Origin of the sequence: Pseudomonas orientalis (assembly GCF_002934065.1) — a bacterium.
GTDB lineage: Bacteria > Pseudomonadota > Gammaproteobacteria > Pseudomonadales > Pseudomonadaceae > Aquipseudomonas > Aquipseudomonas orientalis_A.
Genome location: NZ_CP018049.1, coordinates 3,913,023 through 3,937,866 on the forward strand (window position 1 = coordinate 3,913,023; position 24,844 = coordinate 3,937,866).

The window sequence follows — 24,844 nt, forward strand, 5'->3', positions numbered from 1 at the left end:
TTTCTATGCGCCGGGCTTTCAATAACCCTTTGGCTTGTGAGGCTGATGGTATGGCGCTACATTAAATAACTCAAATTCATATTTTTTATGCTTTGGATTACCAACTGGAATAGCACCATGGACCTGGCCAACCTCAACGCCTTTATCGCCATCGCCGAGACCGGCAGCTTCTCCGGCGCCGGTGAACGCCTGTACCTGACCCAACCGGCCATCAGCAAACGCATTGCCGGCCTGGAGCAACAATTGAAGGTGCGCCTGTTCGATCGCCTGGGTCGCGAAGTGGGCCTGACCCAAGCCGGGCGGGCCTTGCTGCCGCGCGCCTATCAGATCCTGAATGTGCTGGATGACACCCGTCGTGCCCTGACCAACCTGACCGGGGAAGTCAGCGGGCGCCTCACACTGGCTACCAGCCACCATATCGGCCTGCATCGCCTGCCGCCGGTGCTGCGCACCTTCACTCGGCAATACCCGAGCGTGGCGCTGGATATTCAATTCCTCGATTCGGAGGTGGCCTACGAAGAAATCCTCCACGGCCGCGCCGAAGTGGCGGTCATCACCCTGGCGCCCGAGCCGCACAACCTGGTGCGCGCGACACCGGTGTGGGACGACCCGCTGGATTTCGTGGTGGCTCCCGAACACAGCCTGATCAGCAACGGCTCCGTCAGCCTGGCCGATATCGCCGGACACCCCGCGGTGTTTCCCGGCGGCAACACCTTTACCCACCATATTGTCAGCCGCCTGTTCGAGGCCCAGGGCCTGACGCCGAACATCGCGATGAGCACCAACTATCTGGAAACCATCAAGATGATGGTGTCCATCGGCCTGGCCTGGAGCGTGTTGCCGCGTACCATGCTGGATGATCAGGTGGCAAGTATCGCTTTGCCGGGCATACAGCTGCGTCGCCAGCTAGGCTATATCGTGCACACCGAAAGGACACTGTCGAACGCTGCGCGGGCTTTCATGAGCCTGTTGGATGCACAGGTCGATCCGCCAGGGATACCGGCATGACCTTGTGCGACCTTGGGTTTCAAGCAGACCGCGCTGTCTTCCCATCGAGCAAGGCCCTTTGAATAATGCCTAACCCCGTCGATTCCGTGCCACCACTGCCCCGTATCTACGCCCTGGACCCACAAGAGGCGGAACAACGCTGGGACAGTGCCCCGCAACTGCTGTCGGCGCTCAATGCCGCGCGGCTGGGCGCGTGGTGCTGGGAAATCGACACGGGGAGAATCAGCTGGTCCAGGGGCACCCAGGCATTGTTTGGCTACGACCCGCGCCAGCCACTGCCCAACGACCTCAATTACCTCGACCTGCTGGCGCCGGAAGACCGCGCCCGCGTCGTGCGTGCATTTCATGCGGTGCTGGCCGGCGAACCGGTCGAACAGGCCATGCATCACCGCATCCAATGGCCTGATGGCAGCCTGCACTGGCTGGAAATCAACGGCAGCCTGGTACCGGACAAAAATGGCAGGCGCCGAATGATCGGGGTGATCCGCGAGATCACTCACCAGCGCGAGCGGGAAGACGCCCTCAGCCACTCTGAAAAACGCTTCGCCACGCTTTTCCATCTGTGTCCGAACATGGTGCTGCTGACGCGCCAGACCGATGGTCTGATCAGCGAAGCCAACCACCATTTCGAACTGCTGTTCGGCTGGCCGGTGGCGCAAGTCATTGGCCGCACCACCCTGGAACTGGGCCTGTGGCGTCACCCGGAGCAACGCACGCACCTGGTCAAGGCGACCCAGCGCAAAGGTGAATCCATCACCATGGAAGTGCAGTTCTGCGCCAGCAACGGCCAGATCCACGATGGCACGCTCAGTGCGCAAAAAGTCGAACTGGACGGAGAGGCCTATCTGATCAGCACCTTCCTCGACACCACCGAGCGCAAAAACGCCGAGCAAGCGCTCAAGGACAGTCAGGAGCGTCTGGACCTGGCGCTGGACTCGGCACAATTGGGCACCTGGGACTGGCACATCCCTACCGGCATGCTCTACGGCTCGGCGCGTGCCGCCCAGCTCCATGGCCTGCCGTGCGAACCGTTCCACGAATCCTTCGATGCGTTTTTTGAAGGCATGACCGACAAGGATCGCGAGGACATGCGCCACGCCTACCGCAGCCTGCGTGAAGGCCCAGGTGGAAACTACCAGTTGACCTACCGCGTGCCCGCCGAGGACGGCAGCGTGCGCTATCTGGAAAGCCGCGCACGTCTGTATCGCGATGAATCCGGCAAGCCCCTGCGCATGGCCGGCACCTTGCTCGATATCACCGATCAGGTGGAGCGCGAGCAACGCCTGAGCGCCTCCGAAGAAAAATTCGCCAGCCTGTTCCAGGCCAGTCCCGACCCTATCTGCGTCACGTGCCTGGACAGTGGCGAATTTATCGAGATCAATCCGGCGTTCACCCAGACGTTTGGCTGGACGGCCGCCGAAGTGATCGACAAAAGCGCCGAGCAGATCGGCCTGTGGGATGAATCGAACAAGCGCCTGCAACGCATCCAGCGGGTGATTCGCGAACAGTCATTGAGCAATGTGGCCATCGTGGTGCATGCCAGGAACAGCCAGAGCCTGACCTGTGTGATTTCCAGCCGCCTGGTCAAGGTCAATGAGCAGCCGTGCATCGTCACGACCCTGCGCGATATCACCCAGCAACAACGCTCGGAGGCGGCGCTCAAGGCCAGCGAAGAGAAGTTTGCCAAGGCCTTCCATTCCAGCCCCGACGCCATTTCGATCACCGAGCGCGACACGGGTCGCTACGTGGAGGTCAACGATGGGTTTTGTCGCCTGACCGGCTATCGCGCCGAAGAAGCCATCGGCCTCACCCTGTACCAGATTGGCATCTGGGCCGATGAAAACCAGCGCACCGCGCTGTTGGCCGAACTGCAGATCAAGGGGCGCATCCATCATCTTGAAATGCTTTGGCACAACAAGCGTGGCGAGGTGTTGGCGGTGGAGGTGTCGGTCGAGCCGATTACCTTGAATGAAACGCCGTGCCTGCTATTGACCGCACGTGACGTAAGCCTGTTGAAAAACGCCCAGGCGCAGATCCGCCACCTGGCCTATCACGACCCGCTGACCAACCTGCCCAACCGTGCGCTGCTGATGGACCGCCTGAGCCAGCAGATCGCCCTGCTCAAGCGCCACAACCTGCGCGGCGCCCTGCTGTTCCTCGACCTCGACCACTTCAAACACATCAACGACTCCCTCGGTCACCCGGTGGGCGATACCGTGCTGAAAATCGTCACCGCGCGCCTGGAAGCCAGCGTGCGCACAGAAGATACGGTGGCGCGCCTGGGCGGTGACGAGTTCGTGGTGCTGCTCAGCGGCCTGGAGGGCTCACGCACGCAAGTCAGCGGCCAGGTGCAGGCGCTGGCTGATACCTTGCGCGAATTGCTCTCCGAACCGATGTTCCTCGACGGCCACCGCTTGCAGGTGACGCCAAGCATCGGCGTGGCGCTGATCCCCGACCATGGCACCACCCCCGCCGACCTGCTCAAGCGTGCCGACATCGCCCTGTACCGCGCCAAGGATTCGGGGCGCAACACAACTCAGATGTTTCACACCAGCATGCAGAAAACCGCCAGCGAGCGCCTGCGCATGGAAACCGACCTGCGCCTGGCCCTGTCGCGCGGTGAATTCAGCGTGCACTACCAGCCTCAGGTGGATGCGCGCGGCAACAAGATTGTCGGCGCCGAGGCCCTGGTGCGCTGGCAGCACCCGCAACTGGGGGCGCAGTCGCCGGCGGAATTCATCAAGGTGCTGGAGGACAGCGGCTTGATCCTGGAGGTGGGCACCTGGATCCTCGATGAAGCGTGCAGCGCATTGGCGCAGTTGATTGCCGAAGGCCTGGTGGACCCGTTGAATTTCAGTCTGTGCGTGAATATCAGCCCGCGGCAGTTTCGCCAGAACGACTTTGTGGAACGGGTCGAGCGCAGCCTCACGCAACACCACCTGCCCTACAGTTTGCTGAAGCTGGAAATCACCGAAGGCATCGTGATCCAGAACCTGGACGACACGGTAATGAAGATGCGTCGTCTGAAAAAACTCGGCGTGAGCTTCGCGATGGACGACTTCGGCACCGGTTACTCATCCCTGACCTACCTCAAGCGCTTGCCGGTGGATGCGCTGAAAATCGACCAGTCGTTTGTGCGCGACGCGACTCACGATCCCAATGACGCTGAAATCATCCGCGCCATTGTCGCCATGGCCCGCAGCTTGAATCTGGAAGTGATTGCCGAAGGCGTGGAAACCGTGGAACAACTGGCGTTCCTGCAGAAACTTGGATGCCATTTGTATCAGGGGTACTTGCATAGCCGGCCATTGCCGATAGAGGGATTCAGGCAGTTACTGGAATAGGCGTTTTTGAAACGCAGCGTTGAAACAAAATGCACCCTGGGTTATCCCTGCCCAGGTGCATCACGGTCAAATCAGTGCCACAGCTTGACCATGGGTCGGAACTCGCCCCTGTTTGCCCCATAACTCTTCGCGACCGTTGATGACGGCCACCGAATGCCCGGTACGGTTGCACATGCCTATCTGACCTTGGGCAAGTTCACGCACCGGCACTCTCTTCATGTGGCTTTTCAACCCTAGGCGCAGAAAGCCTTCGCCCGGACCGCTTTCATCCTCCCCGTCGTTCAGACTACGAATCGCAGCCTGATAACTGCGACCGGCCGTACGGTCGTTGTTTTCCATCTGCGCACGCTTGGCGCTGACAGCAAACAGGAACTGCGCATCCTTGAGCATGCCCTTGTCGGGCCCGCTGAATTTAGCGCCTCGGGTGCCCTCGGCCAATTCGCGGTCAGTCAATGTGAGCCTGAATCCATCGCGCATGACGACATGGTATCCGTCATTGGTTTTGGCCACTTCCTTGAAAATGTCCGTAGGGCTTTGTCCGAATCGGTGCATCGCAGCCTTGATCGCCGACACCGTCACGCAGTTGCCGTCCGGGCCCTGGCGAAAGCCACTCCAGATATTGTCGGGCTTCGCGCCACCGCGCTTGTTGGACAAACCCGGAATGTCAGCCGCGGCATCCGGTTTCGGCAACACCGGTTGGGGGGTTACTTGCGGAACAACCGGTGAAGGCACAGCGTCAGGTATATTCTTTTCTTTTTTATCAGCTACCAGCGCGAGCAACTGAGTAAAAAAAGAAGTAAATAAAGCCACCACGGCGTTGACTGCCTGCACGTCATTCCCGACGCCCACCGAACGCTGCGATCTATCACCCAACCTTATATCAGGCGTTCCCCTGACCGATGCCTGACTGACGTTTGATTGAACAGTGGATTCATTACTTGCGCTGAGCGCATTGATCAATAATGACTGCCTTACATCAATGACCCGCGCAATGTTATTAATTGGAAAGCGTGACATAGAGTTCTCCCTATACAGGCATCTCTTCGAAATACATGCTCGAAAAAATGCCTGCACTTATAAAAAGACCAAAACGCGATGACGGTGTTTAAAACCTGGAACTTAGCCGATTAAAGCGGCCATGCCTGTCAGCCGTTCGGTTTTCAACAGGACCCGGACTGGTCAGATCCGGAGTGGGCGCGTCGGGCAAGGGCGTTGGCTTGGCGTCCGGCAATACAGGGGGTTGCGGTTTGGTATCCGTTGGCACATCAGGCCTTGGGAGGTTGCGCGCAAGCACGGTTGACTGCGGCCTGGCATACGGCAACACGGGTGGCTGGGGCCGCGTATCCGGAGAAACCCTGGGCGTCGGGACGTGATCCGGCAAGACACTTCCATCAGGGCAGTGGCAATGACCGCCGACAACCACATTCACGTTGACGTTTGTCTTGGGGTCGTTGTTTACGCTTATCTCGGGCCTGGGTACCGTTGGAGGGAGCGGCATGGGGTGCGGTTTATTCCCACCAGGCATGTTGACCAATGGATCATTAGGTTGTGGCAGCACCCGCAGCCCGCCTGCGTCCGGTTTCACAAGCTCTTTGCGGGTATCCGGCAACACCGGCTGCTTGCCCGCGTCCGGCTTGACCACCTCTTTGCTGGTATCCGGTTTCACTGGCAGCTTGCCCGCATCCGGCTTGACCAACTCCTTGCTGATATCCGGCAGCACCGGTTGCTTGCCTGCGTCCGGCTTGACCAACTCCTTGCTGGTATCCGGCAGCACCGGTTGCTTGCCTGCGTCCGGCTTGACCAACTCCTTGCTGGTATCCGGCAGCACCGGTTGCTTGCCTGCGTCCGGCTTGACCAACTCCTTGCTGGTATCCGGCAGCACCGGTTGCTTGCCTGCGTCCGGCTTGACCAACTCCTTGCTGGTATCCGGCAGCACCGGTTGCTTGTCTGCGTCCGGCTTGATCAACTCCTTGCTGGTATCCGGCAGCACCGGTTGCTTGCCTGCGTCCGGCTTGACCAACTCCTTGCTGGTATCCGGCAGCACCGGTTGCTTGCCTGCGTCCGGCTTGACCAACTCCTTGCTGGTATCCGGCAGCACCGGTTGCTTGCCTGCGTCCGGCTTGATCAACTCCTTGCTGGTATCCGGCTTCAGGGGTTGCTTGCCTGCGTCCGGCTTGACCAGTTCTTTGCTGGTGTCCGGTGCAACGGGTAATTTGCCTGAGTCGGGTTTGACCGGTGGTTTACCCGAAAATATGTCGCGCATGGCTCTGAAGATACCTTCAAGCATATCGAACAACTGCCTCAGCGCGGTCTCAGGGGTGACCGCCGTATTGTCGGGACGCAGTGGCGTCTGAAGAGGTGTTGTACCAAGAGACTGAGCGGCCGGTTTTAGAATAACTGTAGTGTTCGAAACCGCTGGCTGTTCAAGAGCAGAGGTATCAACGGTTACCCGTGGCGGAGTGTTAATCGACATAGACATACGCACGTTCCTTTATTTCATACAACCCGACCGATTAAGGGTCAGGGAGAGTGATAGTTTTATTGACTGAAAAACAACAGCGCTGCTTCAGTCCCTCCATTCGTGGAAAGTTGAGCTATCGAGTTCCGAAAATCGCAGCTCATATAAGGAAACCAACGCGTATTATCAGACTTTGCCTCACGAACATTTTCCGCCAAGCCTTGATTTATGGCTTTGCCGATACGAAAGTGTGGTCACACGTGCTAATACTCTGTAGGAATGTCACTCGCCGATAACATTCCACGTATTTACTTGCCCATGTTTTGTGTTAACTCGCACGCGTAAAAAAGGCGCCTGCAGTGGCGCCTTATGGAAGTCAAATACAAAAGCTCGATTGCCTGGTTTCAGGCAGCCGCCGGATGTGGCATCCCCAGCAGGCGACTGACCTGCTCCAGGTCGGTCTCGCGGCGCAGGGCGGTAAACAACTCCACCGCTTCGGGGTAGTTGCGCGTCAGCATCGCCAGCCACTGCTTCAAGCGGCCGGGTGCCTGGCGCTCGGTCAATTGCGCCACCGATTGGGTCCAGAATTCCTGGAGCATCGGCTGCATCTGCGCCCATGTCATTTCCACCACCTCTTGCCCTGCACGCGCCGCCGCGATCTGCCGCGCCAGGTCAGGACGCGCCACCAGGCCACGGCCAAGCATGATGTCTTCGGCGCCGCTGACTTCGCGGCAACGCTTCCAATCGTCGACGCTCCAGATGTCGCCATTGGCAAACACCGGCACCTTGACCACCTCCTGCACCCGCGGAATCCACTCCCAATGGGCGGGCGGCTTGTAGCCATCGGTCTTGGTGCGCGCATGCACCACGATATGCGCGGCCCCGCCTTCGGCCAGCGCCGTGGCACAGACCAATGCGCCATCCGGGCTGTCGAAGCCCAGGCGCATTTTGGCGGTGACCGGGATGTGCGCCGGGACCGCACGGCGCACATGCTCGACGATCCGGTTAAGCAGCTCCGGCTCCTTGAGCAGCACCGCACCGCCGCGGGACTTGTTGACGGTCTTGGCCGGGCAGCCGAAGTTGAGGTCGATCACCTGCGAACCCAACTCGCAGGCCAGGGCGGCGTTTTCCGCCAGGCAGACCGGGTCAGACCCCAGCAATTGCACGCGCAGCGGCACGCCCGCGGCGGTATGGGCGCCCTGCAGCAGTTCCGGAGCGAGCTTGTGGAAATAGGCGGGGGTGAGCAAGCGGTCGTTGACGCGGATGAATTCGGTCACGCACCAGTCGATACCGCCCACGCGGGTCAACACGTCCCGCAGGATGTTGTCGACCAACCCCTCCATGGGCGCCAAGGCAATTTGCATGGAAAACACTCAACAAAAATCGTGGCGCAGTTTACTGGGTTTCCCACGACAACCGTTAACCCCCTGTCAGCGCAGGCCCGTACCCCTCGATAAACTCGGCGGGCATGCGCTTGGGCCTGCCGCTGGACAGTTCGATGCAAACGAACGTGGTGCGCGCGCGCAGCAAGGTCGCACCGTCACGCGGGCGTACCAGCTGAAAGCGGCGCGTCATCTTCAGGCGCTGATCCCAATCGACGATCCAGGTGGCCAGTTGCAGTTCATCGCCTTCGTAGCCGGCCGCCAGGTAGTCGATCTCATGACGCACCACCGCCATGGCGCGGTCCAGGCGGCGGTACTCGACAAGGTCCAGCCCCAGGCGCTGGGAATGGCGCCAGGCGCAACGCTCCAGCCAGGACACGTACACCGCGTTATTGGCGTGCCCCAGGCCGTCGATGTCCTCAGCGGCGACCTGCAGGTCGATGATGAACGGCGTTGCCAGATCCCAGCCCATGCCTTGCTCCAGTCGATTGATGTCGGCGGGCGCAGTGTATCAGGCGCTCTGGCGCTCCTGTACATGACAGCTCGCCAACAGGGCGAGTACACCTTCGATTACCCGTGGATCGGCCAGCACCTTCTGATGCCCGCCCTGCTCCAGGCGCATCAGGCGACTGCCTGGCCAGGCATCGTGGATGGTCTGCGAGGCTTTGACCGAGACGAACGTATCGTCTTCGGCATGCACGATCAGGCCGGGAAGGTTCATCTGGTAGTGCGCGACATCCAGGTGCTTGAGCGGCATGCCGAATGCCAGTTCGACCGTCTGGATAAACGCCGAACGTGCGCGCGGCGGCAACCCCATCATGCGCGTGAAACCGCGCAGCGCATCGAGGAACCGCGAAGGCGCGGCGATACTCACCAACGCCTGCGTACGCAGCCCCAACTGCACCGCCAGCATCGCGCTCGCACCGCCCATGGAGTGGCCGACCACCGCATGCAGCGGGGGCAGCTCAGCTGCTGCCTCGAGCATGGCGCGGGCGAACAGCAGCACGTGTGCTTCACCCCCCGGCGACTGCCCATGAGCCGGACCGTCCAGCGCAATCACCGAGTATCCGCCCTCCACCAACACCGTGATCAGGCTGGCGAATTGCGTAGGCCGACCTTCCCAGCCGTGCATCAGCAGCACCGTCGGCCCTTGCCCCCAGCACAGCGCCGACAGGCCGAAACGCAAGGTAATGCGCTGCGATTGCGCCAGCACCGGCAGCTCCCACGCGCGCGGCGGCAGCGCACGGGGCGTCATGAAAGTGCGACGCATCCGACCGGCCACCATTTGCGGTGCAAGTCGGCCGACAGTGCCATTGAAGACACGAATCCAGCTCAAGCCGCCCATGCTCTGAATCCTCTTCAGCGTACCGCCGACTTGGCAGCGCGCAGCACGCGATCGGACAACTCGCCTGGACCCAGGGCCCGCGCCAGCGTCAGGCCGCCGACCATCAGCGCCATGTCGGCCAGGGCCTTGTCGGTATCCTCCGGGGTGGCCGCCAGTTGGGCGGCCATCAGTTCGCAATGCTCGCTCAATGCCTGACGGAATTCGTCCGGCAAACGGCCCATTTCGCCAACCGTCGCAGGTAACGGGCACGCCTCGCCGGTGGAGTCCCGATGTTTACGCGACAAGTAAAACGCCGCCACCAGGCTTCGGCGCTCTTCGCCGGTCAATTGGGTGTCCAGGTCTTCGATAGCCGCGCGGCGCTTGGCCAGCAACTGAGTGAAGGCCTCCAGCATCAGCGCATCCTTGCTTTCGAAGTGCGCATAAAAACCACCCACCGTCAGCCCCGCCGCTCCCATGACTTCGCCGACGCTCGGCTCAGCCGGGCCACGCTGGACCAATGCCGCGCTGGCGGCCTGCAGAATGCGTTCGCGTGTTTGTGCTTTTTTATCGCTCATCAAAGCCTCCGTCTCTCATGGGTTGAATATTATTACCATAATAATATTGCGCAAGCGACAAGCATGACCATTGGTCAGAACAGAAGAAAGGAAGTGGAAAAGACTTGGCCGAACGCCAGACAAACAAAAGGGCCATTCAATAATTGAATGACCCTTAAAAATCCCGCAAAGCGGGTAATCGTGGCGTCCCCTAGGGGACTCGAACCCCTGTTACCGCCGTGAAAGGGCGGTGTCCTAGGCCACTAGACGAAGGGGACACAAACCTTCTGTACAGTGATCGATGCGAAGACCGATCGATTCAAGGACGGTGTGGCCGCAACCTTGAACCTGTAGATTGGTGGAGCTAAACGGGATCGAACCGTTGACCTCTTGCATGCCATGCAAGCGCTCTCCCAGCTGAGCTATAGCCCCGATTTTTCGCCTGGCGGCGCAGCAGACCTTTCGAGCTGCTTGTTGAAACTGGCGTCCCCTAGGGGACTCGAACCCCTGTTACCGCCGTGAAAGGGCGGTGTCCTAGGCCACTAGACGAAGGGGACAAAACCTTCTGTACAACTGATCGGCGCTGAGTGCCGATCGATTCAAGGACGGTGTGGCCAGACCTTGAACCTGTAAATTGGTGGAGCTAAACGGGATCGAACCGTTGACCTCTTGCATGCCATGCAAGCGCTCTCCCAGCTGAGCTATAGCCCCTCATCGGTGAGGACGGGGCGAATCTTAATGGCGGTTTCGAAACGTGTCAAATTTATTTTCAACAATTTTCAAAATTTTTTGCCGGGATAACAATCACTTACCGACGAAACCCCGGAAAACCGGGGTTTCGTCCTTAAAGCCGTGCGCTTAAGCGATAGCGCCCAGCAGCTTTTCCCACTCTTTGTTTTCTTTCTTCGAAACACCACCAAGCAAATCAAGGGCTTGGCGCAGACGGAAACGCGTGAGGTCCGGGCCGAGGATTTCCATCGCGTCGAGCACCGACACTGAACTGGCCTGACCGGTAATCGCGGCAAACATCAACGGCATGGCATCACGCAACTTCAGCTCCAGCGACTCGACCACCGCCTGGATCGTCGCGGTGATCGCATCCTTCTCCCATTGGCGCAGGCTTTCGAGCTTCCACAGGATCAACTGCATCAACTGACGCACCTGGTCACCGGAGAGCTTTTTCGATTCAAACAGCTTGGCCTCCGGGTTCACGCCACCGGCGAAGAAAAAGCTGGCCAGCGGTGCGACCTGGCTGAACGTTTCCACCCTGCCCTGCACCAGCGGCGCGATCTTCATCATGTACTCGGGGTTGAGTGCCCACTGCTGCACACGACTGGCGAACTCTTCTACCGGCAAATCACGCAACCACTGGCCGTTAAGCCACGACAGCTTCTCGATATCGAAGATCGGCCCGCCCAGGGAAACGCGGGACAGGTCGAAGTGATCGACCATTTCCTGCAGCGAGAATTTCTCGCGCTCGTCCGGCATCGACCAGCCCATGCGGCCCAGGTAATTGAGCATGGCTTCAGGCATGAAGCCCATGCGCTCGTAGAAGGTCACCGACGTCGGGTTCTTGCGCTTGGACAGCTTGCTCTTGTCCGGGTTACGCAACAGCGGCATGTAGCACAGCTGCGGCTGTTCCCAGCCGAAGTATTCGTAGAGCAGGATCAGCTTGGGCGCCGACGGCAGCCATTCTTCGCCGCGCAGCACATGGGTGATGCCCATCAGGTGGTCGTCGACCACGTTGGCCAGGAAGTACGTCGGCAGGCCGTCGGTCTTCATCAGCACCTGCATGTCCATGCGGTCCCACGGAATCTCGACATCACCGCGCAGCATGTCCGGCACTACGCACACGCCTTCGCTTGGCACTTTCATGCGGATCACATGGGGCTCGCCGGCGGCCAGGCGCGCGGCCACTTCCTCTTTGGACAACAGCAGCGCGCGGCCATCGTAGCGCGGCGTCTCGCCACGGGCCTGTTGCTCGGCGCGCATCTGGTCCAGCTCTTCGGCGGTGCAGAAGCAGGGGAACGCGTGGCCCATGTCCACCAGTTGCTGGGTGTACTGCTTGTAGATGTCGCTGCGCTCGCTCTGGCGATACGGGCCGTGGGGGCCGCCGACATCCGGGCCTTCGGCCCAGGTAATGCCCAACCAGCGCAGGGCGTCGAAAATCTGCTGTTCCGACTCACGGGTCGAGCGCAGTTGATCGGTGTCTTCGATCCGCAGGATGAATTCACCGCCGTGCTGCTTGGCAAAGCAGTAGTTGAACAGGGCGATGTAAGCAGTGCCGACGTGGGGATCCCCAGTAGGCGATGGCGCAATGCGCGTGCGGACGGTGGTCATGGCAGGTCTCGAATGGGCGATAAAACTGAAAATTGAAACAAGGGGCGAATGGTAACACCAGCTTGGGTGATTCCGGGAGACCGAGGCGCGGCCATCGGGGGCAAGCCCCCTCCCACACTGAATGGGGTTCACACATCTGAATGTGTGAATACAGTCAAATGTGGGAGGGGGCTTGCCCCCGATGAGGCCAGTAAAGTCACCCCAGATCAAACAGTCAGCAACCGCTCGCGCAACTTGCCAATCTCATCCCGGGTCTGCGCCGCCGCCTCGAACTCCAGATCGCGCGCCAACTGATACATCTTCTCTTCCAACTGCCGAATCCGCTTGGTGATTTCACTCGGCGAGCGCAGTTCGTTCTCGTACTTGGCGCTTTCCTCGGCAGCCTTGGCCATGCCCTTGCGCTTCTTGCTGCGCGAGCCGGGTACGGTGGCGCCTTCCATGATGTCGGCCACATCCTTGAACACGCCCTTGGGGGTGATGCCGTGTTCCAGGTTGAACGCAATCTGCTTCTCGCGACGACGCTCGGTCTCGCCGATCGCGCGCTCCATGGAACCGGTGATGCGGTCCGCATACAGGATCGCCCGGCCGTTGAGGTTACGCGCCGCGCGGCCGATGGTCTGGATCAGCGAACGTTCGGAGCGCAGGAAGCCCTCCTTGTCCGCGTCCAGGATCGCCACCAGCGATACCTCGGGCATGTCCAAGCCTTCGCGCAGCAGGTTGATACCCACCAACACATCAAAGGTGCCCAGGCGCAGATCCCGAATGATTTCCACGCGCTCCACGGTGTCGATGTCCGAGTGCAGATAGCGCACGCGCACGCCGTGGTCGGCCAGGTAATCGGTCAAGTCTTCGGACATGCGCTTGGTCAAGGTGGTGACCAGTACGCGCTCTTCCAGGGCCACGCGCTTGTTGATCTCCGACAGCAGGTCGTCGACCTGGGTCAGCGCCGGGCGGATTTCGATTTGCGGGTCGACCAGGCCGGTCGGTCGCACGACCTGTTCAATTACCCGGCCGGCGTGTTCGGCCTCGTAGTTGCCAGGCGTTGCGGAGACAAAGATGGTCTGCGGGCTGATGGCTTCCCATTCGTCAAAACGCATCGGCCGGTTGTCCAGCGCCGATGGCAGGCGGAAGCCGTATTCCACCAGGGTTTCCTTGCGTGAACGGTCGCCTTTATACATCGCACCCACTTGCGGCACGCTGACGTGGGACTCGTCGATCACCAGCAATGCGTCCGGCGGCAGGTAATCGTAGAGTGTCGGTGGCGGCGCACCGGACTCTCGGCCCGACAGGTAGCGCGAATAGTTTTCGATGCCGTTGCAGTAGCCCAGCTCCAGGATCATCTCCAGGTCGAAACGGGTGCGCTGCTCCAGGCGCTGGGCTTCCACCAGCTTGTTGTTGGAACGCAAGTACTCCAGGCGCTCGGCCAATTCCACCTTGATGCCCTCGATCGCCCCCATCAGGGTTTCACGCGGGGTCACATAGTGGCTTTTCGGGTAGAAGGTGAAGCGCGGCAGTTTGCGGATCACCTCGCCGGTCAACGGGTCGAAGGCCGACAGGCTTTCGACTTCATCGTCGAACAGCTCGATGCGGATCGCCTCCAGGTCGGATTCGGCCGGGTAGATGTCGATCACATCGCCGCGCACGCGGAACGTGGCGCGGGCAAAGTCCATGTCGTTGCGAGTGTACTGCAAGCTGGTCAGGCGCCGCAGCAGTTCGCGCTGGTCGAGCTTGTCGCCCCGATCAACGTGCAGCACCATTTTCAAATAGGTTTCCGGGCTGCCCAGGCCGTAGATGCACGACACTGTGGTGACGATGATCGCGTCCTTGCGTTCCAGCAGGGCCTTGGTCGCCGACAGCCGCATCTGCTCGATATGATCGTTGATCGACGCATCCTTCTCGATGAAGGTATCGGAGGACGGCACGTAGGCCTCGGGCTGGTAGTAGTCGTAGTAGGAAACGAAATACTCCACTGCGTTGTTCGGAAAGAACGCCTTGAACTCGCCATACAGCTGCGCGGCCAGGGTTTTATTGGGGGCCAGCACCAGGGTCGGGCGATTGATCTGTGCGATTACGTTGGCGATGCTGAACGTCTTGCCTGAACCGGTCACCCCGAGCAACGTCTGATGCGCCAGGCCGGCCTCGATGCCTTCGACCATCTGGCGAATGGCTTCCGGTTGGTCGCCGGCGGGTTCAAAACGGGTGACGAGCTGGAAATCCGACATAACGTACCTCGTGTGGTCACCCCAGACTCAATACCGCCAGGGACGAAATAGCTCAGCAGCCCACGAATAATCATCGCAGGTTGCAGGAAAAAACCATGATAGCCGTAGTAGTGGTGACGAATGCGACGGGTTTCAAGGTAATCATCCTACCTGCCGTCCGGGATCAATCTGCAATAAGACTAACGGTCGGCCATTAAACCGAAAAACTTGGCCGAAAAGCCATTTCCGCTGTCGCCCTCAGCCGTGATGGCCTCTATACTAGCTCCCCGTTTGTGCACCGCTCTAGTGCAACCGGCTGGAGCGCGACACGTCCCTCCCTTCCCCCATAGAGCTGCCGCAAAAATGAGCCTGTTCTCCGCTGTCGAAATGGCACCACGCGATCCAATCCTGGGCCTCAACGAAGCATTCAACGCCGATACTCGAACCACCAAGGTCAACCTGGGCGTGGGCGTTTACTGCAACGAGGAGGGGAAGATTCCGCTCTTGCGTGCCGTTGCCGAAGCGGAAGCCATTCGCGTTGCGCAACATGCGGCCCGTGGCTACTTGCCGATTGACGGCATTGCGGCCTACGACAAGGCCGTGCAAACCCTGCTGTTCGGTGATAAGTCGCCGCTGCTCGAAGCCGGCCGCGTAGTCACCGTGCAGGCCGTGGGTGGCACTGGCGCGCTGAAGATCGGTGCCGACTTCCTCAAGCAGTTGCTGCCCGACGCCGTGGTGGCCATCAGCGACCCGAGCTGGGAAAACCACCGCGCACTGTTCGAAACCGCCGGTTTCCCGGTGCAGAACTACCGCTACTACGACGCCGCCAGCCATGACGTCAACCGTAGCGGCCTGCTCGAAGACCTCAACGCCCTGCCGCCACAGTCCATCGTGGTGTTGCACGCCTGCTGCCACAACCCGACCGGTGTCGACCTGAGCCCGGCTGACTGGCAGAACGTACTGGACGTGGTCAAGGCCAAAAACCTGGTGCCATTCCTTGATATGGCCTACCAGGGCTTCGGCGACGGCATCCACGAAGACGCCGCCGCAGTGCGCCTGTTCGCGGAGTCGGGCCTGACCTTCTTTGTGTCCAGCTCGTTTTCCAAGTCGTTCTCCCTGTACGGCGAACGCGTGGGCGCCTTGTCCATCGTCGGCGACTCCAGGGAAGAAAGCGCGCGCATCCTGTCCCAGGTCAAGCGTGTGATCCGTACCAACTACTCCAACCCACCGACCCACGGCGCGGCGATCGTCGCAGCGGTACTGAACAACCCCGAACTGCGCGCCCAGTGGGAAGCCGAACTGGCCGAAATGCGCTTGCGCATCCGCGGCATGCGCGAGCAGATGGTGGCCGAACTGGCCAAGGCTGCTCCCGGCCACGACTTCAGCTTCGTCGGTCGCCAGCGTGGGATGTTTTCCTACTCCGGGTTGACGGTTGAGCAAGTGACCCGCCTGCGCAGCGAGTTTGGCATCTATGCACTGGACACCGGCCGTATCTGTGTGGCAGCGCTGAACCAGTCGAACATTGCTGCGGTCACACAGGCAATCGTTCAGGTGCTGTAAACCCGCCAGTGTTGAACGAGGGGGAAGCCAAGGGCTTCCCCCTTTTTGTTGGCGAACCCACTAGACTGGACAACGACTGCCCCTTTGCTGCGAGAGCCCTATGAGAAACGACGACCTGGATCTGCGTGCCGACCGCGACGAACTGCATGACTATGCTCCACGCGCGCCGCAAGCCAAGCGCCAGAAAAGCCTGGTGCTGCAAGTGGCGCTGGGGGTGTTCCTCGGTGGCCTGGCGTTGTGGCTGGTGCAACTGGGCGCCACGGCGATCATGGCCAAGCTGGCCATGGGCACCTTCCAGTTCGGCGGCTGAGCGCAAGAGGAACCAACATGTGGGAGGGGGCTTGCCCCCGATGTTGTAGGAGCGAGCTTGCTCGCGAAAAACTCACAGCCACCGCGTTTATCCAGGAATTACGCGTTATCGTTGACGTTTTTCGCGAGCAAGCTCGCTCCTACATTCGATTCAGGCTGCTGCAAGCCCGCGTTCTTCCAGCAGTTTTACGAAGCTGTTCAAGCTTTGCGACACTGTGCCCCGGCGCCAGATCAGCCAGGTATTCAACACACGGAAGTTGTCCGCCAGCGGCCACACGCTGACCGCCGCCGCCCCCGGCATGCTTTCCAGCATACTGCGCGGCATCAACGCCAGCCCTGCCCCGGCGCTGACGCACGCCAGCATGCCGTGGTAAGACTCAATCTCGAAGATCCTGCCCGGCACCGCGCCGTCCTGTGAAAACCAGCGCTCGAAGTGATGCCGATACGAGCAGTTGGAGCGAAAGGTATAGATATTCTCGCCGGACACATCCCGCCCGCGCGTGATCGGCGCATGGTACAGCGGCGCGATCACCACCATCTCCTCTTCAAATACCGCCACGCCCTCCAGCGTGGAGTGCAGCACCGGGCCGTCGACAAAGGCTGCGGTCAAACGCCCGGACAGCACGCCTTCGATCATCGTGCCCGACGGCCCCGTACTCAGGTCCAGCTCGACCTTAGTGTGCTTCTGGTTATACGCCGCCAGCAACGCAGGAATACGCACCGCCGCCGTACTTTCCAGCGAGCCGAGGGCAAAGGCGCCCTGAGGCTCCTCCCCCGCCACCGTGGCGCGGGCCTCCTGGACCAGATCGAGAATACGCCGCGTATAGCCAAGGAAATTCCACCCGGCCGGTGACAGGCGCAGGCGGCTTTTCTCGCGGATAAACAACTCCACGCCCAGATCCTGCTCCAGTTGTTTGATCCGGGTCGTCAGGTTCGACGGCACCCGGTGAATCAACTGTGCGGCGGCGCTGATGCTGCCTTGTTCGGCAACGGCCTTGAAGATTTCCAGTTGCACCAGATCCAATTCATTCTCCATTCGTGAATGTATTGCTTAATATTATTCATTTTCCAGAAAAGATCCAGCACCGTACGCTGGCCTCCATCCCATCACCCCAGCAGGACGGTGCCATGAACGCTATTGCTCATCAGACCCACGCCTTGTCGATCAACCCGGCCGATGGCGAAACGGTTGGCAGCTACGCATATGAAAGCCAATCGCAGCTGGATGCCGCGCTCGACCGTTCCACCGCTGCCTTCCTCACCTGGCGCCGCCAACCGGTCGACCAGCGCGCGCAATTGCTGTTGGCCCTGGCCAGTGCCCTGCGTGACCAGGCCGAAGCCATGGCCCAAATGATTACCCTGGAAATGGGCAAACCCATCGCCCAGGCCCGCGCCGAAATCGAGAAATGCGCCCAGCTCAGCGAGTGGTATGCGCAACACGGTCCCGTCATGCTCGCACCGGAGCCGACCCTGGTAGACAACGGCAGCGCCCGGATCGAATACCGCCCGCTGGGGCCGATCCTTGCCGTAATGCCGTGGAACTTCCCGGTATGGCAAGTGCTGCGCGGCGCCGTGCCAACGATGCTCGCCGGCAACACCTATGTGCTTAAACACGCGCCGAACGTGATGGGCAGCGCCTACCTGATCCAGCAGGCGTTCCACAAGGCTGGCTTTGCTGAAGGCCTGTTTGAGGTCATCAACGTCCCCACCGAGGGTGTGTCCAGCGCCATTGCCGACCCACGCATCGCCGCCGTCACCCTCACCGGCAGCGTGCGCGCCGGTATCGCCATCGGCTCCCAGGCCGGTGCGGCACTGAAGAAGTGCGTGCTGGAACTGGGCGGCTCCGACCCGTTCATCGTGCTCAACGACGCCGATCTCGACGCCGCCGTACAGGCCGCGCTGATCGGCCGCTTCCAGAACAGCGGCCAGGTTTGCGCCGCCGCCAAGCGCCTGATCATCGAGGAAGGTGTGGTTGAAGCCTTTACCGCCAGGTTCGTCGAGGCCAGCCGCAACCTGGTGATGGGCGACCCGACTTCGCCTGCCACCTACATCGGTCCCATGGCGCGCTTCGATCTGCGCGATGAGCTGCACGACCAGGTCCAGGCCACCCTCGAAGAAGGCGCGACCCTGCTGCTGGGCGGCCACAAGGTGGCTGGCGCAGGCAACTATTACGAGCCCACTGTACTGGCTGACGTCACCGACCAGATGACCTCGTTCAAACAGGAACTGTTCGGCCCCGTCGCGTCCATCATCACCGCCCGCGACGCCGACCATGCGGTGGCACTGGCCAACGACAGCGAGTTCGGCCTGACCGCCAGTATCTTCACCGCCGACCCGGCGAAAGCGCAGGACATCGCCAACCAGTTGGAAACCGGTGGGATCTTCGTCAACGCCTACAGCGTCTCCGACCCGCGCGTCGCGTTTGGTGGCGTGAAAAAAAGCGGATTCGGACGCGAACTGTCGCACTTCGGCGTACGCGAGTTCTGTAATGCGCAGACGGTGTGGCTCGATCGTCAATAAACAGCCCTGGCTTCAACACACATCAAATGTGGGAGGGGGCTTGCCCCCGATGGCGGTGGATCAGCCAGACATCTGTCACTGACACACCGTTATCGGGGGCAAGCCCCCTCCCACATTTGGATCCAGACAACCTTGGAGGCCGTACCTATTCTAAGCAATCAGCGAATATGCCTCCGCACGCACTGCACCAACCCGTCCAGTGCCTGCGACTTCACCGGCGCCAATACGCACACCGTGTGTTCACGCTCGCCCTCGGTCACGGTGAGTGTGTAATGCACCTGCCCAGGATTGCCGGAGGGTTGAGTACTTTGCGGCAACTGGAAAAACTTCGACTGCTCGATCAGTTGCCGCAACTCCTGCTGATCCTGCTCGGGCAGTGCATCGAGCTCGACACTGCGAGGTTTGGCCAAGCCCGGAAAGAACGCCGGGCCGCCGTTTTCCTTGATCGAGATTCGCATGGCTGTTCCTCACCGCCCTGGCGGAGTGTCAGACGTTGATACCGACCGCTTTCCAACCTTCCTTCACGGCCTTCTGCTCATCCTTGTTCGCGCCATAAAGGCGCCCGGCGACATCGTAAGTGATACGTGCAAAACGCAGAAACCCCGAGTTCGGCCGCAACCGCGAATCACGCAGGGCGTCATACCAGATACGCCCGGCACGCTCCCAGGCGAACCCGCCAATACGCGTAGCAACCTGATAGAACGCATGGTTGGGGATGCCGGAATTAATGTGCACGCCACCATTGTCGTCATAGGTTTGCACAAAGTCATCCATATGCCCCGGCTGCGGGTCCTTGCCCAGCAATTTATCGTCAAACGCCGTGCCGGGGGCCTTCATCGAGCGCAGCGCGGTGCCTTTGATCTTTTTGGTAAACAGCCCCTTGCCGATCAGCCAATCGGCGTCCTCGGCCTTTTGCTTTAACGCGTACTGCTTGATCAGCGATCCGAACACGTCCGACAGCGACTCGTTCAACGCACCCGACTGGTTGAAGTACATCAACTTGGCTTCATCCTCGGTCACCCCGTGCGCCAACTCGTGACCAATCACGTCCAGCGCCACGGTAAAGCGGTTGAACAACTGCTGGTCGCCATCACCAAAGACCATCTGGGTCGAGTTCCAGAAGGCATTATTGTAGTCCTGGCCAAAGTGCACGGTGGCGTCCAGCGCCATCCCGGCATCGTCGATGGAATTGCGATCGAACACCTGGTCGAAAAAATCGAAGGTCGCGCCCAGGCCGTCGTAGGCCTCGTCCACTGCGGCATCACCGCTGGCAGGTTGCCCTTCGCCACGGATCAGCTTGCCGGGCAGGCTGTCGGTATTGTCGGCGCTGTAGATCGAGCGCTGTTTCTCGGCGCCCGCCAGCAGCGCCATGCGGGCCGGGCCTTTGGCGGGCACGGCGACCATGCGCAACGAGCGGAACGTGCTGTCCTTGGCGCGCGTGCGCAGCGCAACCTCACGCTGGGCTTTGTCACCGTGGCGCGCGATCTGGTCGAGCATGTACGGCGGGATCAGACAGAAAATCGGATTTCGCGGGTGGCGAACACACATAAGCTGGCTCCTTTTTGGCGTGTGGTGAACGGCCGGTTGACGACTTCATGATAGACGCGGGTTTACCACCTGGGCCAAATTGTCATGAAATCATGTTGCAGTCGTGTTTATCCGAGGCCCATAAGGAATACCCCATGCCCGCACGCCACGTCAAAACTGACCTGTCCTACCGCCCAAGGCTTGCCGACCTTCGCCCTCTGATCGCGCCCGCCCCTTCCCTGCTGGAGGCCAGGGCCGCAACCCCGCGCGTCACCGCAGCCAAGGACCTGCAAAACCGGCGCGGTTACGCCGAGGATTTTCTCGGTAGCTTCGCAGTGCCCTGGCCCACGCTGGACACGGCCCTGGCAGGCGATGCCCAGCCCGGGCGCCTGGACTACACGCACTTTTCCATCAGCATGTCGCGCTCGCGACGCCTGGCGCTGTATGTCGGCGTCAACATCGACGGCGACAAGCACGTGGATATCGTGCGCAGCAACGACACCTGGGCCTACGATGGCCGCCTGCCCCTCGACGCCCAGGTTGGCGAAGACCTCTACGCCGGTAATGGCCTGGACCGTGGTCACCTGGTGCGGCGCCAGGACCCCAACTGGGGCGACGAGGCGAACACCGCCAACCTCGACACCTTTCACTTCACCAACTGCTCACCGCAGATGAGCGGCTTCAATCAGAAGACCTGGCTGGAGCTGGAGGACTACATTCTCGACAACACCCAGCGCTGGAAAGCCCGCGCCAGCGTCTTCAGCGGGCCGGTGTTCGCCGACGACGACCGCGTGTACCGTGGCGTGAAAATCCCCCAGGCGTTCTGGAAAGTGGTGGCCTACCTCAGCGATGACGGCAAACCGTCCGCCAGCGCATACATGATCGACCAGCGCCGCGAACTGGACCAACTGGACCTGGTCTTCGGCCCGCTCAAAACCTACCGGCGCAGCGTGTTGCAGATCGAACAATTGACCGGCATCCGCTTCGGCAACTTGGCCGACTACGACGGTTTCAGCAACGAAGAGCGCGCCACGGGGACGCGGATCGAAGCGCTGGTCCAGGGGCCGCAGGATATACGTCTCTGACCAGACCCACTGTAGGAGCGAGCTTGCTCGCGAAGCACCTTCGAGCACCGCGAGGCATCCGGTTGCCCGCGTTATCGTTGACGTCCTTCGCGAGCAAGCTCGCTCCTACAGGCCGTGATCGACTACCATAGCGCCGCCGGTTCCCACACGGGACTAATAGGGAATTCGAAACGCCGCCCGCGACGTCAATCGAAACTGCCCCCGCAACTGTAGGTGCTGAGCCTGCTCCCCACTGCCACTGGACGTCGTCCGGGAAGGCCGGAGCCTGGCGACGACGCATCAGTCAGGAGACCTGCCGGCCAAGTGACTCACTAACCGGCGGGGTGTCCGGGAAGGCCATCCTTGCGCTGCCCGGCCGGCGGCGCGCGCGGGTGTATTTCCGAACCGTCCCTGCTCTGCTTCACCGACGGTTCAAATGGAGACTGCCCCATGCTGCCACGCGTTACGGCCCTGATCATCGGCCTGGGTGTCTGCACCCTGGCCCAAGCCGCACCGACCCACTACCCGCTGACCGTCGAGAACTGCGGCAGCTCCATCACCTTTGCGCAAGCCCCTGCGCGCAGCGTGACCATCGGCCAGGCCGCCACCGAGATGCTGTATGCGCTGGGCGTGGGCGATAAAGTGGTCGGCACGTCGCTGTGGTTCAACGATGTACTGGCGCAGTACAAGGCGCAGAACGACAGCATCGAGCGCCTGGCCAATAACGAGCCGAGCTTCGAGGCGGTGATCGCCAAGCGCCCGCAACTGGTGGCCGCCGAGCTGGAATGGGTGGTGGGCCCCCAAGGTGTGGTGGGCACTCGCGAGCAGTTCCATGAACTGAATATCCCCACGTACCTGCTGCCTTCCGACTGCGAAGGCAAGGACAACCTGGTGGGCGCCGATGGCACGCGGCTGGAGCCGTTTCGCATCGAGACGATCTACAAGAGTCTCAGCCAACTGGCCGAGATCTTCGACGTGCAGGCGCGCGGCCAGCAACTGACCGATGAACTCAAGGCGCGCCTGGCAAGGTCAATCGCCACCGCGCAGGGCAAAGGCTTGAAGCAGGCCAGCGCGCTGGTGTGGTTCTCCAGCGCCGAAATGGCCAGCGACCCTTACGTGGCCGGCCACAAAGGTGTTCCCCAATTCATGCTGCAAACCCTCGGCCTGCGCAACGTGGTGCAGTCCGATGAAGAGTGGCCCGCCGTCGGCTGGGAAACCATCGCCAAGGCCAACCCCACCTTTCTGGTGATCGCGCGCATGGACCGCCGCCGCTATCCCGCCGACGACCATGAAAAGAAGCTGGCGTTCCTGCGCAGCGACCCGGTAACGCGCAACATGGACGCAGTGAAGCACAACCGCATCATCATCCTTGACGCCCTGGCGCTGCAGGCCAGCCTGCGCACTTTCGACGGCCTGGAACAGCTGGCCGCCGCCATCGACGGCTACAACCTGCCGCAATGATAAGAACCCTGCTCGCCCTCACGCTGCTGCTGATCGCCCTGCTTGCCGGCGTGGCCATCGGCGAAACCGCTATCTCGCCGCAGGTGGTGCTCCAGGTGCTTGCCAATAAACTGTGGGCGGCCGGCTATGTGCTCGACCCCATCGATGAAGGCGTGGTGTGGAACTACCGCCTGACCCGCGCCCTGGTCGCCGGTGCCTGTGGCGCGGGCCTGGCGACCTGCGGGGTGATCCTGCAGTCGTTGCTGCGCAATCCGCTGGCCGACCCGTATTTGCTGGGCATCAGCGCCGGCGCCTCGACCGGTGCGGTGCTGATCGCGCTGATCGGGGTGGGCGGCGGTTTGATTTCGTTATCGGCGGGCGCCTTTGTCGGCGCCATGGCCGCGTTCGCACTGGTGATCCTGCTGGCGCGGGCCAGCGGCTCGTCCAGCGGTACTGGCCAGATCATCCTGGCCGGCATTGCCGGTTCGCAGTTGTTCAATGCGCTTACCGCATTCTTGATCACCAAATCCGCCAGTTCCGAACAGGCCCGCGGCATCATGTTCTGGCTGTTGGGCAAACTCAGCGGCGTGCGCTGGCCGTCGGTGTGGCTGGCGGTGCCGGTGGCGGTTGCGGGGCTGGTGGTGTGCCTGTGGCACCGGCGTGCGCTGGATGCGTTTACCTTCGGCACCGATTCGGCGGCCGCGCTGGGCATCCCGGTGCGCCGCGTGCAGGTCGCGCTGGTGGGCTGCGCGGCGGTGGTCACGGCGGTGATGGTGTCGATTGTCGGCTCCATCGGGTTTGTCGGACTGGTGATCCCCCATGCCGTGCGCTTGATGCTCGGCACCGGGCACTCGCGCCTGCTGCCGGCCAGCGCCTTGGGCGGCGCCTTGTTCCTGATCGCGGCGGATGTGCTGTCGCGTACCTTGATCAAGGGCCAGGTGATTCCGGTGGGCGTGGTCACGGCACTGGTCGGCGCGCCGGTGTTTGCGCTGATCCTGATCGGCCGGAGAAATGCACGATGACGGTACTGAGCTGCACCAGCCTGGGCTTCAAGGTGCGCGACGCCGAGTTGCTGCGCGATATTCATCTGGACGTGCAGTTGGGAGAAACCCTCGGCATCGTCGGGCCGAACGGTTCGGGCAAATCCACCCTGCTCAAGTTGCTCGCCGGTTTGCGCCCCCCGGCCAGCGGCGAGGTGCGCCTGGGCGGCAAGCGCCTGGGTGAGTTGTCCCGCCGCGCCATCGCGCAGCAATTGGCCGTGGTGGAACAACAAGCCGACACTGACGACGCCATCCGCGTGTTCGACGCCGTGGCCCTGGGCCGCACGCCGTGGCTGTCGGCACTGAGCCCGTGGTCGGATGAAGACAACCGCATCGTGCGCCAGGCCCTGCACGACGTGGACGCCACCCACTTGAGCCACCGCGCCTGGCGCAGCCTCTCCGGCGGCGAACGCCAGCGCGTGCACATCGCCCGCGCATTGGCGCAACGGCCCCAAATCCTGTTGCTGGATGAGCCGACCAATCACCTGGACATCCAGCATCAACTGACGATCCTCAAAGGTGTGCAGGGTTTGCCGGTCACCACCTTGATCGCCCTGCATGACCTGAACCAGGCTCTGACCTGCGACCGCCTCGCCGTGCTGGACCTTGGGCGCCTGGTGGCGCTGGGCACACCGCTGCAGGTGCTGACGCCGCAGCGGTTACACGAGACGTTCGGGGTGCAGGGGCACTACCTGACGGACCCGTTCGACCGCGCGCAAATCCTGCGCTTGCGCTGCAGTTGAACCCTGTGACGGCGGCACAGAGCTGGCAAT

Annotated in this window: 20 protein-coding genes, 4 tRNA genes, 1 pseudogene and 1 riboswitch; of the genes and pseudogenes, 9 read left to right on the forward strand and 16 right to left on the reverse strand. The window is 61.4% G+C overall.

Translation table 11 applies throughout. From position 1 onward, the window contains the following. Nucleotides 1-117 precede the first annotated feature (117 nt). A complete protein-coding gene (locus tag BOP93_RS17520; RefSeq protein ID WP_104503697.1) occupies nucleotides 118-1,008 on the forward strand; it encodes a LysR family transcriptional regulator in 891 nt (296 codons plus the stop codon). Nucleotides 1,009-1,073: 65 nt separating this feature from the next. Next, complete coding sequence (locus BOP93_RS17525; RefSeq protein ID WP_104503699.1) at nucleotides 1,074-4,352, forward strand: EAL domain-containing protein; 3,279 nt, start codon at nucleotides 1,074-1,076, stop codon at nucleotides 4,350-4,352. A 66-nt stretch (nucleotides 4,353-4,418) separates the two neighbouring features. Here the strand turns inward: BOP93_RS17525 and BOP93_RS27890 are convergent, their stop codons facing one another. From BOP93_RS27890 to uvrB, 12 genes are all read right to left on the reverse strand, one after another. Next, nucleotides 4,419-5,369, reverse strand: coding sequence for a hypothetical protein (locus BOP93_RS27890; protein ID WP_237140366.1), 951 nt, complete (start codon nucleotides 5,367-5,369; stop codon nucleotides 4,419-4,421). 88 nt (nucleotides 5,370-5,457) lie between these two features. Continuing rightward, nucleotides 5,458-6,615: a hypothetical protein gene (locus tag BOP93_RS17535; RefSeq protein WP_104503702.1), complete on the reverse strand. Its 1,158-nt coding sequence runs from the start codon at nucleotides 6,613-6,615 to the stop codon at nucleotides 5,458-5,460. A 599-nt stretch (nucleotides 6,616-7,214) separates the two neighbouring features. Further along, the gene (locus BOP93_RS17540; RefSeq protein WP_104503704.1) at nucleotides 7,215-8,174 is read right to left on the reverse strand and encodes a tRNA dihydrouridine synthase; all 960 of its coding nucleotides are present in this window, start codon (nucleotides 8,172-8,174) and stop codon (nucleotides 7,215-7,217) included. Nucleotides 8,175-8,229: 55 nt separating this feature from the next. Next, nucleotides 8,230-8,664 (reverse strand): acyl-CoA thioesterase, encoded by a 435-nt coding sequence (locus tag BOP93_RS17545; protein WP_104503706.1) that lies wholly within the window; start codon nucleotides 8,662-8,664, stop codon nucleotides 8,230-8,232. A 39-nt stretch (nucleotides 8,665-8,703) separates the two neighbouring features. Continuing rightward, the gene (locus tag BOP93_RS17550) at nucleotides 8,704-9,537 is read right to left on the reverse strand and encodes an alpha/beta fold hydrolase (protein WP_104503708.1); all 834 of its coding nucleotides are present in this window, start codon (nucleotides 9,535-9,537) and stop codon (nucleotides 8,704-8,706) included. Between the two features lie 14 nt (nucleotides 9,538-9,551). Next, entirely contained in the window at nucleotides 9,552-10,091 is a 540-nt protein-coding gene (locus tag BOP93_RS17555; RefSeq protein WP_104503710.1) for a TetR/AcrR family transcriptional regulator, read from the reverse strand. A gap of 181 nt (nucleotides 10,092-10,272) precedes the next feature. After that, nucleotides 10,273-10,348: transfer RNA gene (locus tag BOP93_RS17560), tRNA-Glu, on the reverse strand. Nucleotides 10,349-10,426: 78 nt separating this feature from the next. Further along, a tRNA-Ala gene (locus tag BOP93_RS17565) sits at nucleotides 10,427-10,502 on the reverse strand. A gap of 49 nt (nucleotides 10,503-10,551) precedes the next feature. After that, a tRNA-Glu gene (locus BOP93_RS17570) sits at nucleotides 10,552-10,627 on the reverse strand. A gap of 78 nt (nucleotides 10,628-10,705) precedes the next feature. Then, nucleotides 10,706-10,781: transfer RNA gene (locus tag BOP93_RS17575), tRNA-Ala, on the reverse strand. A 147-nt stretch (nucleotides 10,782-10,928) separates the two neighbouring features. After that, nucleotides 10,929-12,410 (reverse strand): glutamate--tRNA ligase, encoded by a 1,482-nt coding sequence (gene gltX / locus BOP93_RS17580; protein ID WP_104503713.1) that lies wholly within the window; start codon nucleotides 12,408-12,410, stop codon nucleotides 10,929-10,931. A 206-nt stretch (nucleotides 12,411-12,616) separates the two neighbouring features. Then, a complete protein-coding gene (uvrB, locus tag BOP93_RS17585) occupies nucleotides 12,617-14,632 on the reverse strand; it encodes an excinuclease ABC subunit UvrB (RefSeq protein WP_065884123.1) in 2,016 nt (671 codons plus the stop codon). A gap of 342 nt (nucleotides 14,633-14,974) precedes the next feature. On the opposite strand from uvrB, the gene BOP93_RS17590 reads away from it, so the two are divergent. Then, nucleotides 14,975-16,171, forward strand: coding sequence for an amino acid aminotransferase (locus BOP93_RS17590; RefSeq protein WP_104503717.1), 1,197 nt, complete (start codon nucleotides 14,975-14,977; stop codon nucleotides 16,169-16,171). 100 nt (nucleotides 16,172-16,271) lie between these two features. Beyond that, a complete protein-coding gene (locus BOP93_RS17595; protein ID WP_043047518.1) occupies nucleotides 16,272-16,481 on the forward strand; it encodes a hypothetical protein in 210 nt (69 codons plus the stop codon). 150 nt (nucleotides 16,482-16,631) lie between these two features. On the opposite strand, the gene ptrR is transcribed toward BOP93_RS17595, so the two are convergent. Next, the gene (ptrR, locus tag BOP93_RS17600) at nucleotides 16,632-17,504 is read right to left on the reverse strand and encodes a putrescine utilization regulator PtrR (protein ID WP_104505313.1); all 873 of its coding nucleotides are present in this window, start codon (nucleotides 17,502-17,504) and stop codon (nucleotides 16,632-16,634) included. Between the two features lie 104 nt (nucleotides 17,505-17,608). On the opposite strand from ptrR, the gene BOP93_RS17605 reads away from it, so the two are divergent. Next, complete coding sequence (locus BOP93_RS17605; protein ID WP_104503723.1) at nucleotides 17,609-19,000, forward strand: aldehyde dehydrogenase family protein; 1,392 nt, start codon at nucleotides 17,609-17,611, stop codon at nucleotides 18,998-19,000. Between the two features lie 158 nt (nucleotides 19,001-19,158). On the opposite strand, the gene BOP93_RS17610 is transcribed toward BOP93_RS17605, so the two are convergent. Beyond that, nucleotides 19,159-19,458: a protealysin inhibitor emfourin gene (locus tag BOP93_RS17610; protein ID WP_065884129.1), complete on the reverse strand. Its 300-nt coding sequence runs from the start codon at nucleotides 19,456-19,458 to the stop codon at nucleotides 19,159-19,161. Nucleotides 19,459-19,486: 28 nt separating this feature from the next. After that, nucleotides 19,487-20,548 (reverse strand): M4 family metallopeptidase, encoded by a 1,062-nt coding sequence (locus BOP93_RS17615; RefSeq protein WP_065884131.1) that lies wholly within the window; start codon nucleotides 20,546-20,548, stop codon nucleotides 19,487-19,489. Between the two features lie 134 nt (nucleotides 20,549-20,682). Between BOP93_RS17615 and BOP93_RS17620 the strand changes: the two genes are divergently transcribed. After that, nucleotides 20,683-21,612, forward strand: coding sequence for a DNA/RNA non-specific endonuclease (locus BOP93_RS17620; protein WP_104503725.1), 930 nt, complete (start codon nucleotides 20,683-20,685; stop codon nucleotides 21,610-21,612). A 7-nt stretch (nucleotides 21,613-21,619) separates the two neighbouring features. On the opposite strand, the pseudogene BOP93_RS27895 reads toward BOP93_RS17620, so the two are convergent. Beyond that, nucleotides 21,620-21,709, reverse strand: a pseudogene (locus BOP93_RS27895) (outer membrane lipoprotein carrier protein LolA); the annotation flags it as partial. A 23-nt stretch (nucleotides 21,710-21,732) separates the two neighbouring features. Next, a riboswitch (cobalamin riboswitch) is annotated at nucleotides 21,733-21,926 on the forward strand. Nucleotides 21,927-22,041: 115 nt separating this feature from the next. Between BOP93_RS27895 and BOP93_RS17625 the strand changes: the two are divergent. From BOP93_RS17625 to BOP93_RS17635, 3 genes are read left to right on the forward strand one after another with little or no spacing between them, the layout of a single operon-like run. Continuing rightward, nucleotides 22,042-23,052 (forward strand): ABC transporter substrate-binding protein, encoded by a 1,011-nt coding sequence (locus BOP93_RS17625; protein ID WP_104503728.1) that lies wholly within the window; start codon nucleotides 22,042-22,044, stop codon nucleotides 23,050-23,052. Beyond that, complete coding sequence (locus tag BOP93_RS17630; RefSeq protein ID WP_104503731.1) at nucleotides 23,049-24,053, forward strand: FecCD family ABC transporter permease; 1,005 nt, start codon at nucleotides 23,049-23,051, stop codon at nucleotides 24,051-24,053. Before BOP93_RS17625 ends, BOP93_RS17630 begins: the two co-directional genes overlap by 4 nt. Next, nucleotides 24,050-24,814 (forward strand): ABC transporter ATP-binding protein, encoded by a 765-nt coding sequence (locus BOP93_RS17635; protein ID WP_104503733.1) that lies wholly within the window; start codon nucleotides 24,050-24,052, stop codon nucleotides 24,812-24,814. The genes BOP93_RS17630 and BOP93_RS17635 overlap by 4 nt, the downstream gene beginning before the upstream one ends. The last annotated feature ends 30 nt before the right edge of the window (nucleotides 24,815-24,844 follow it).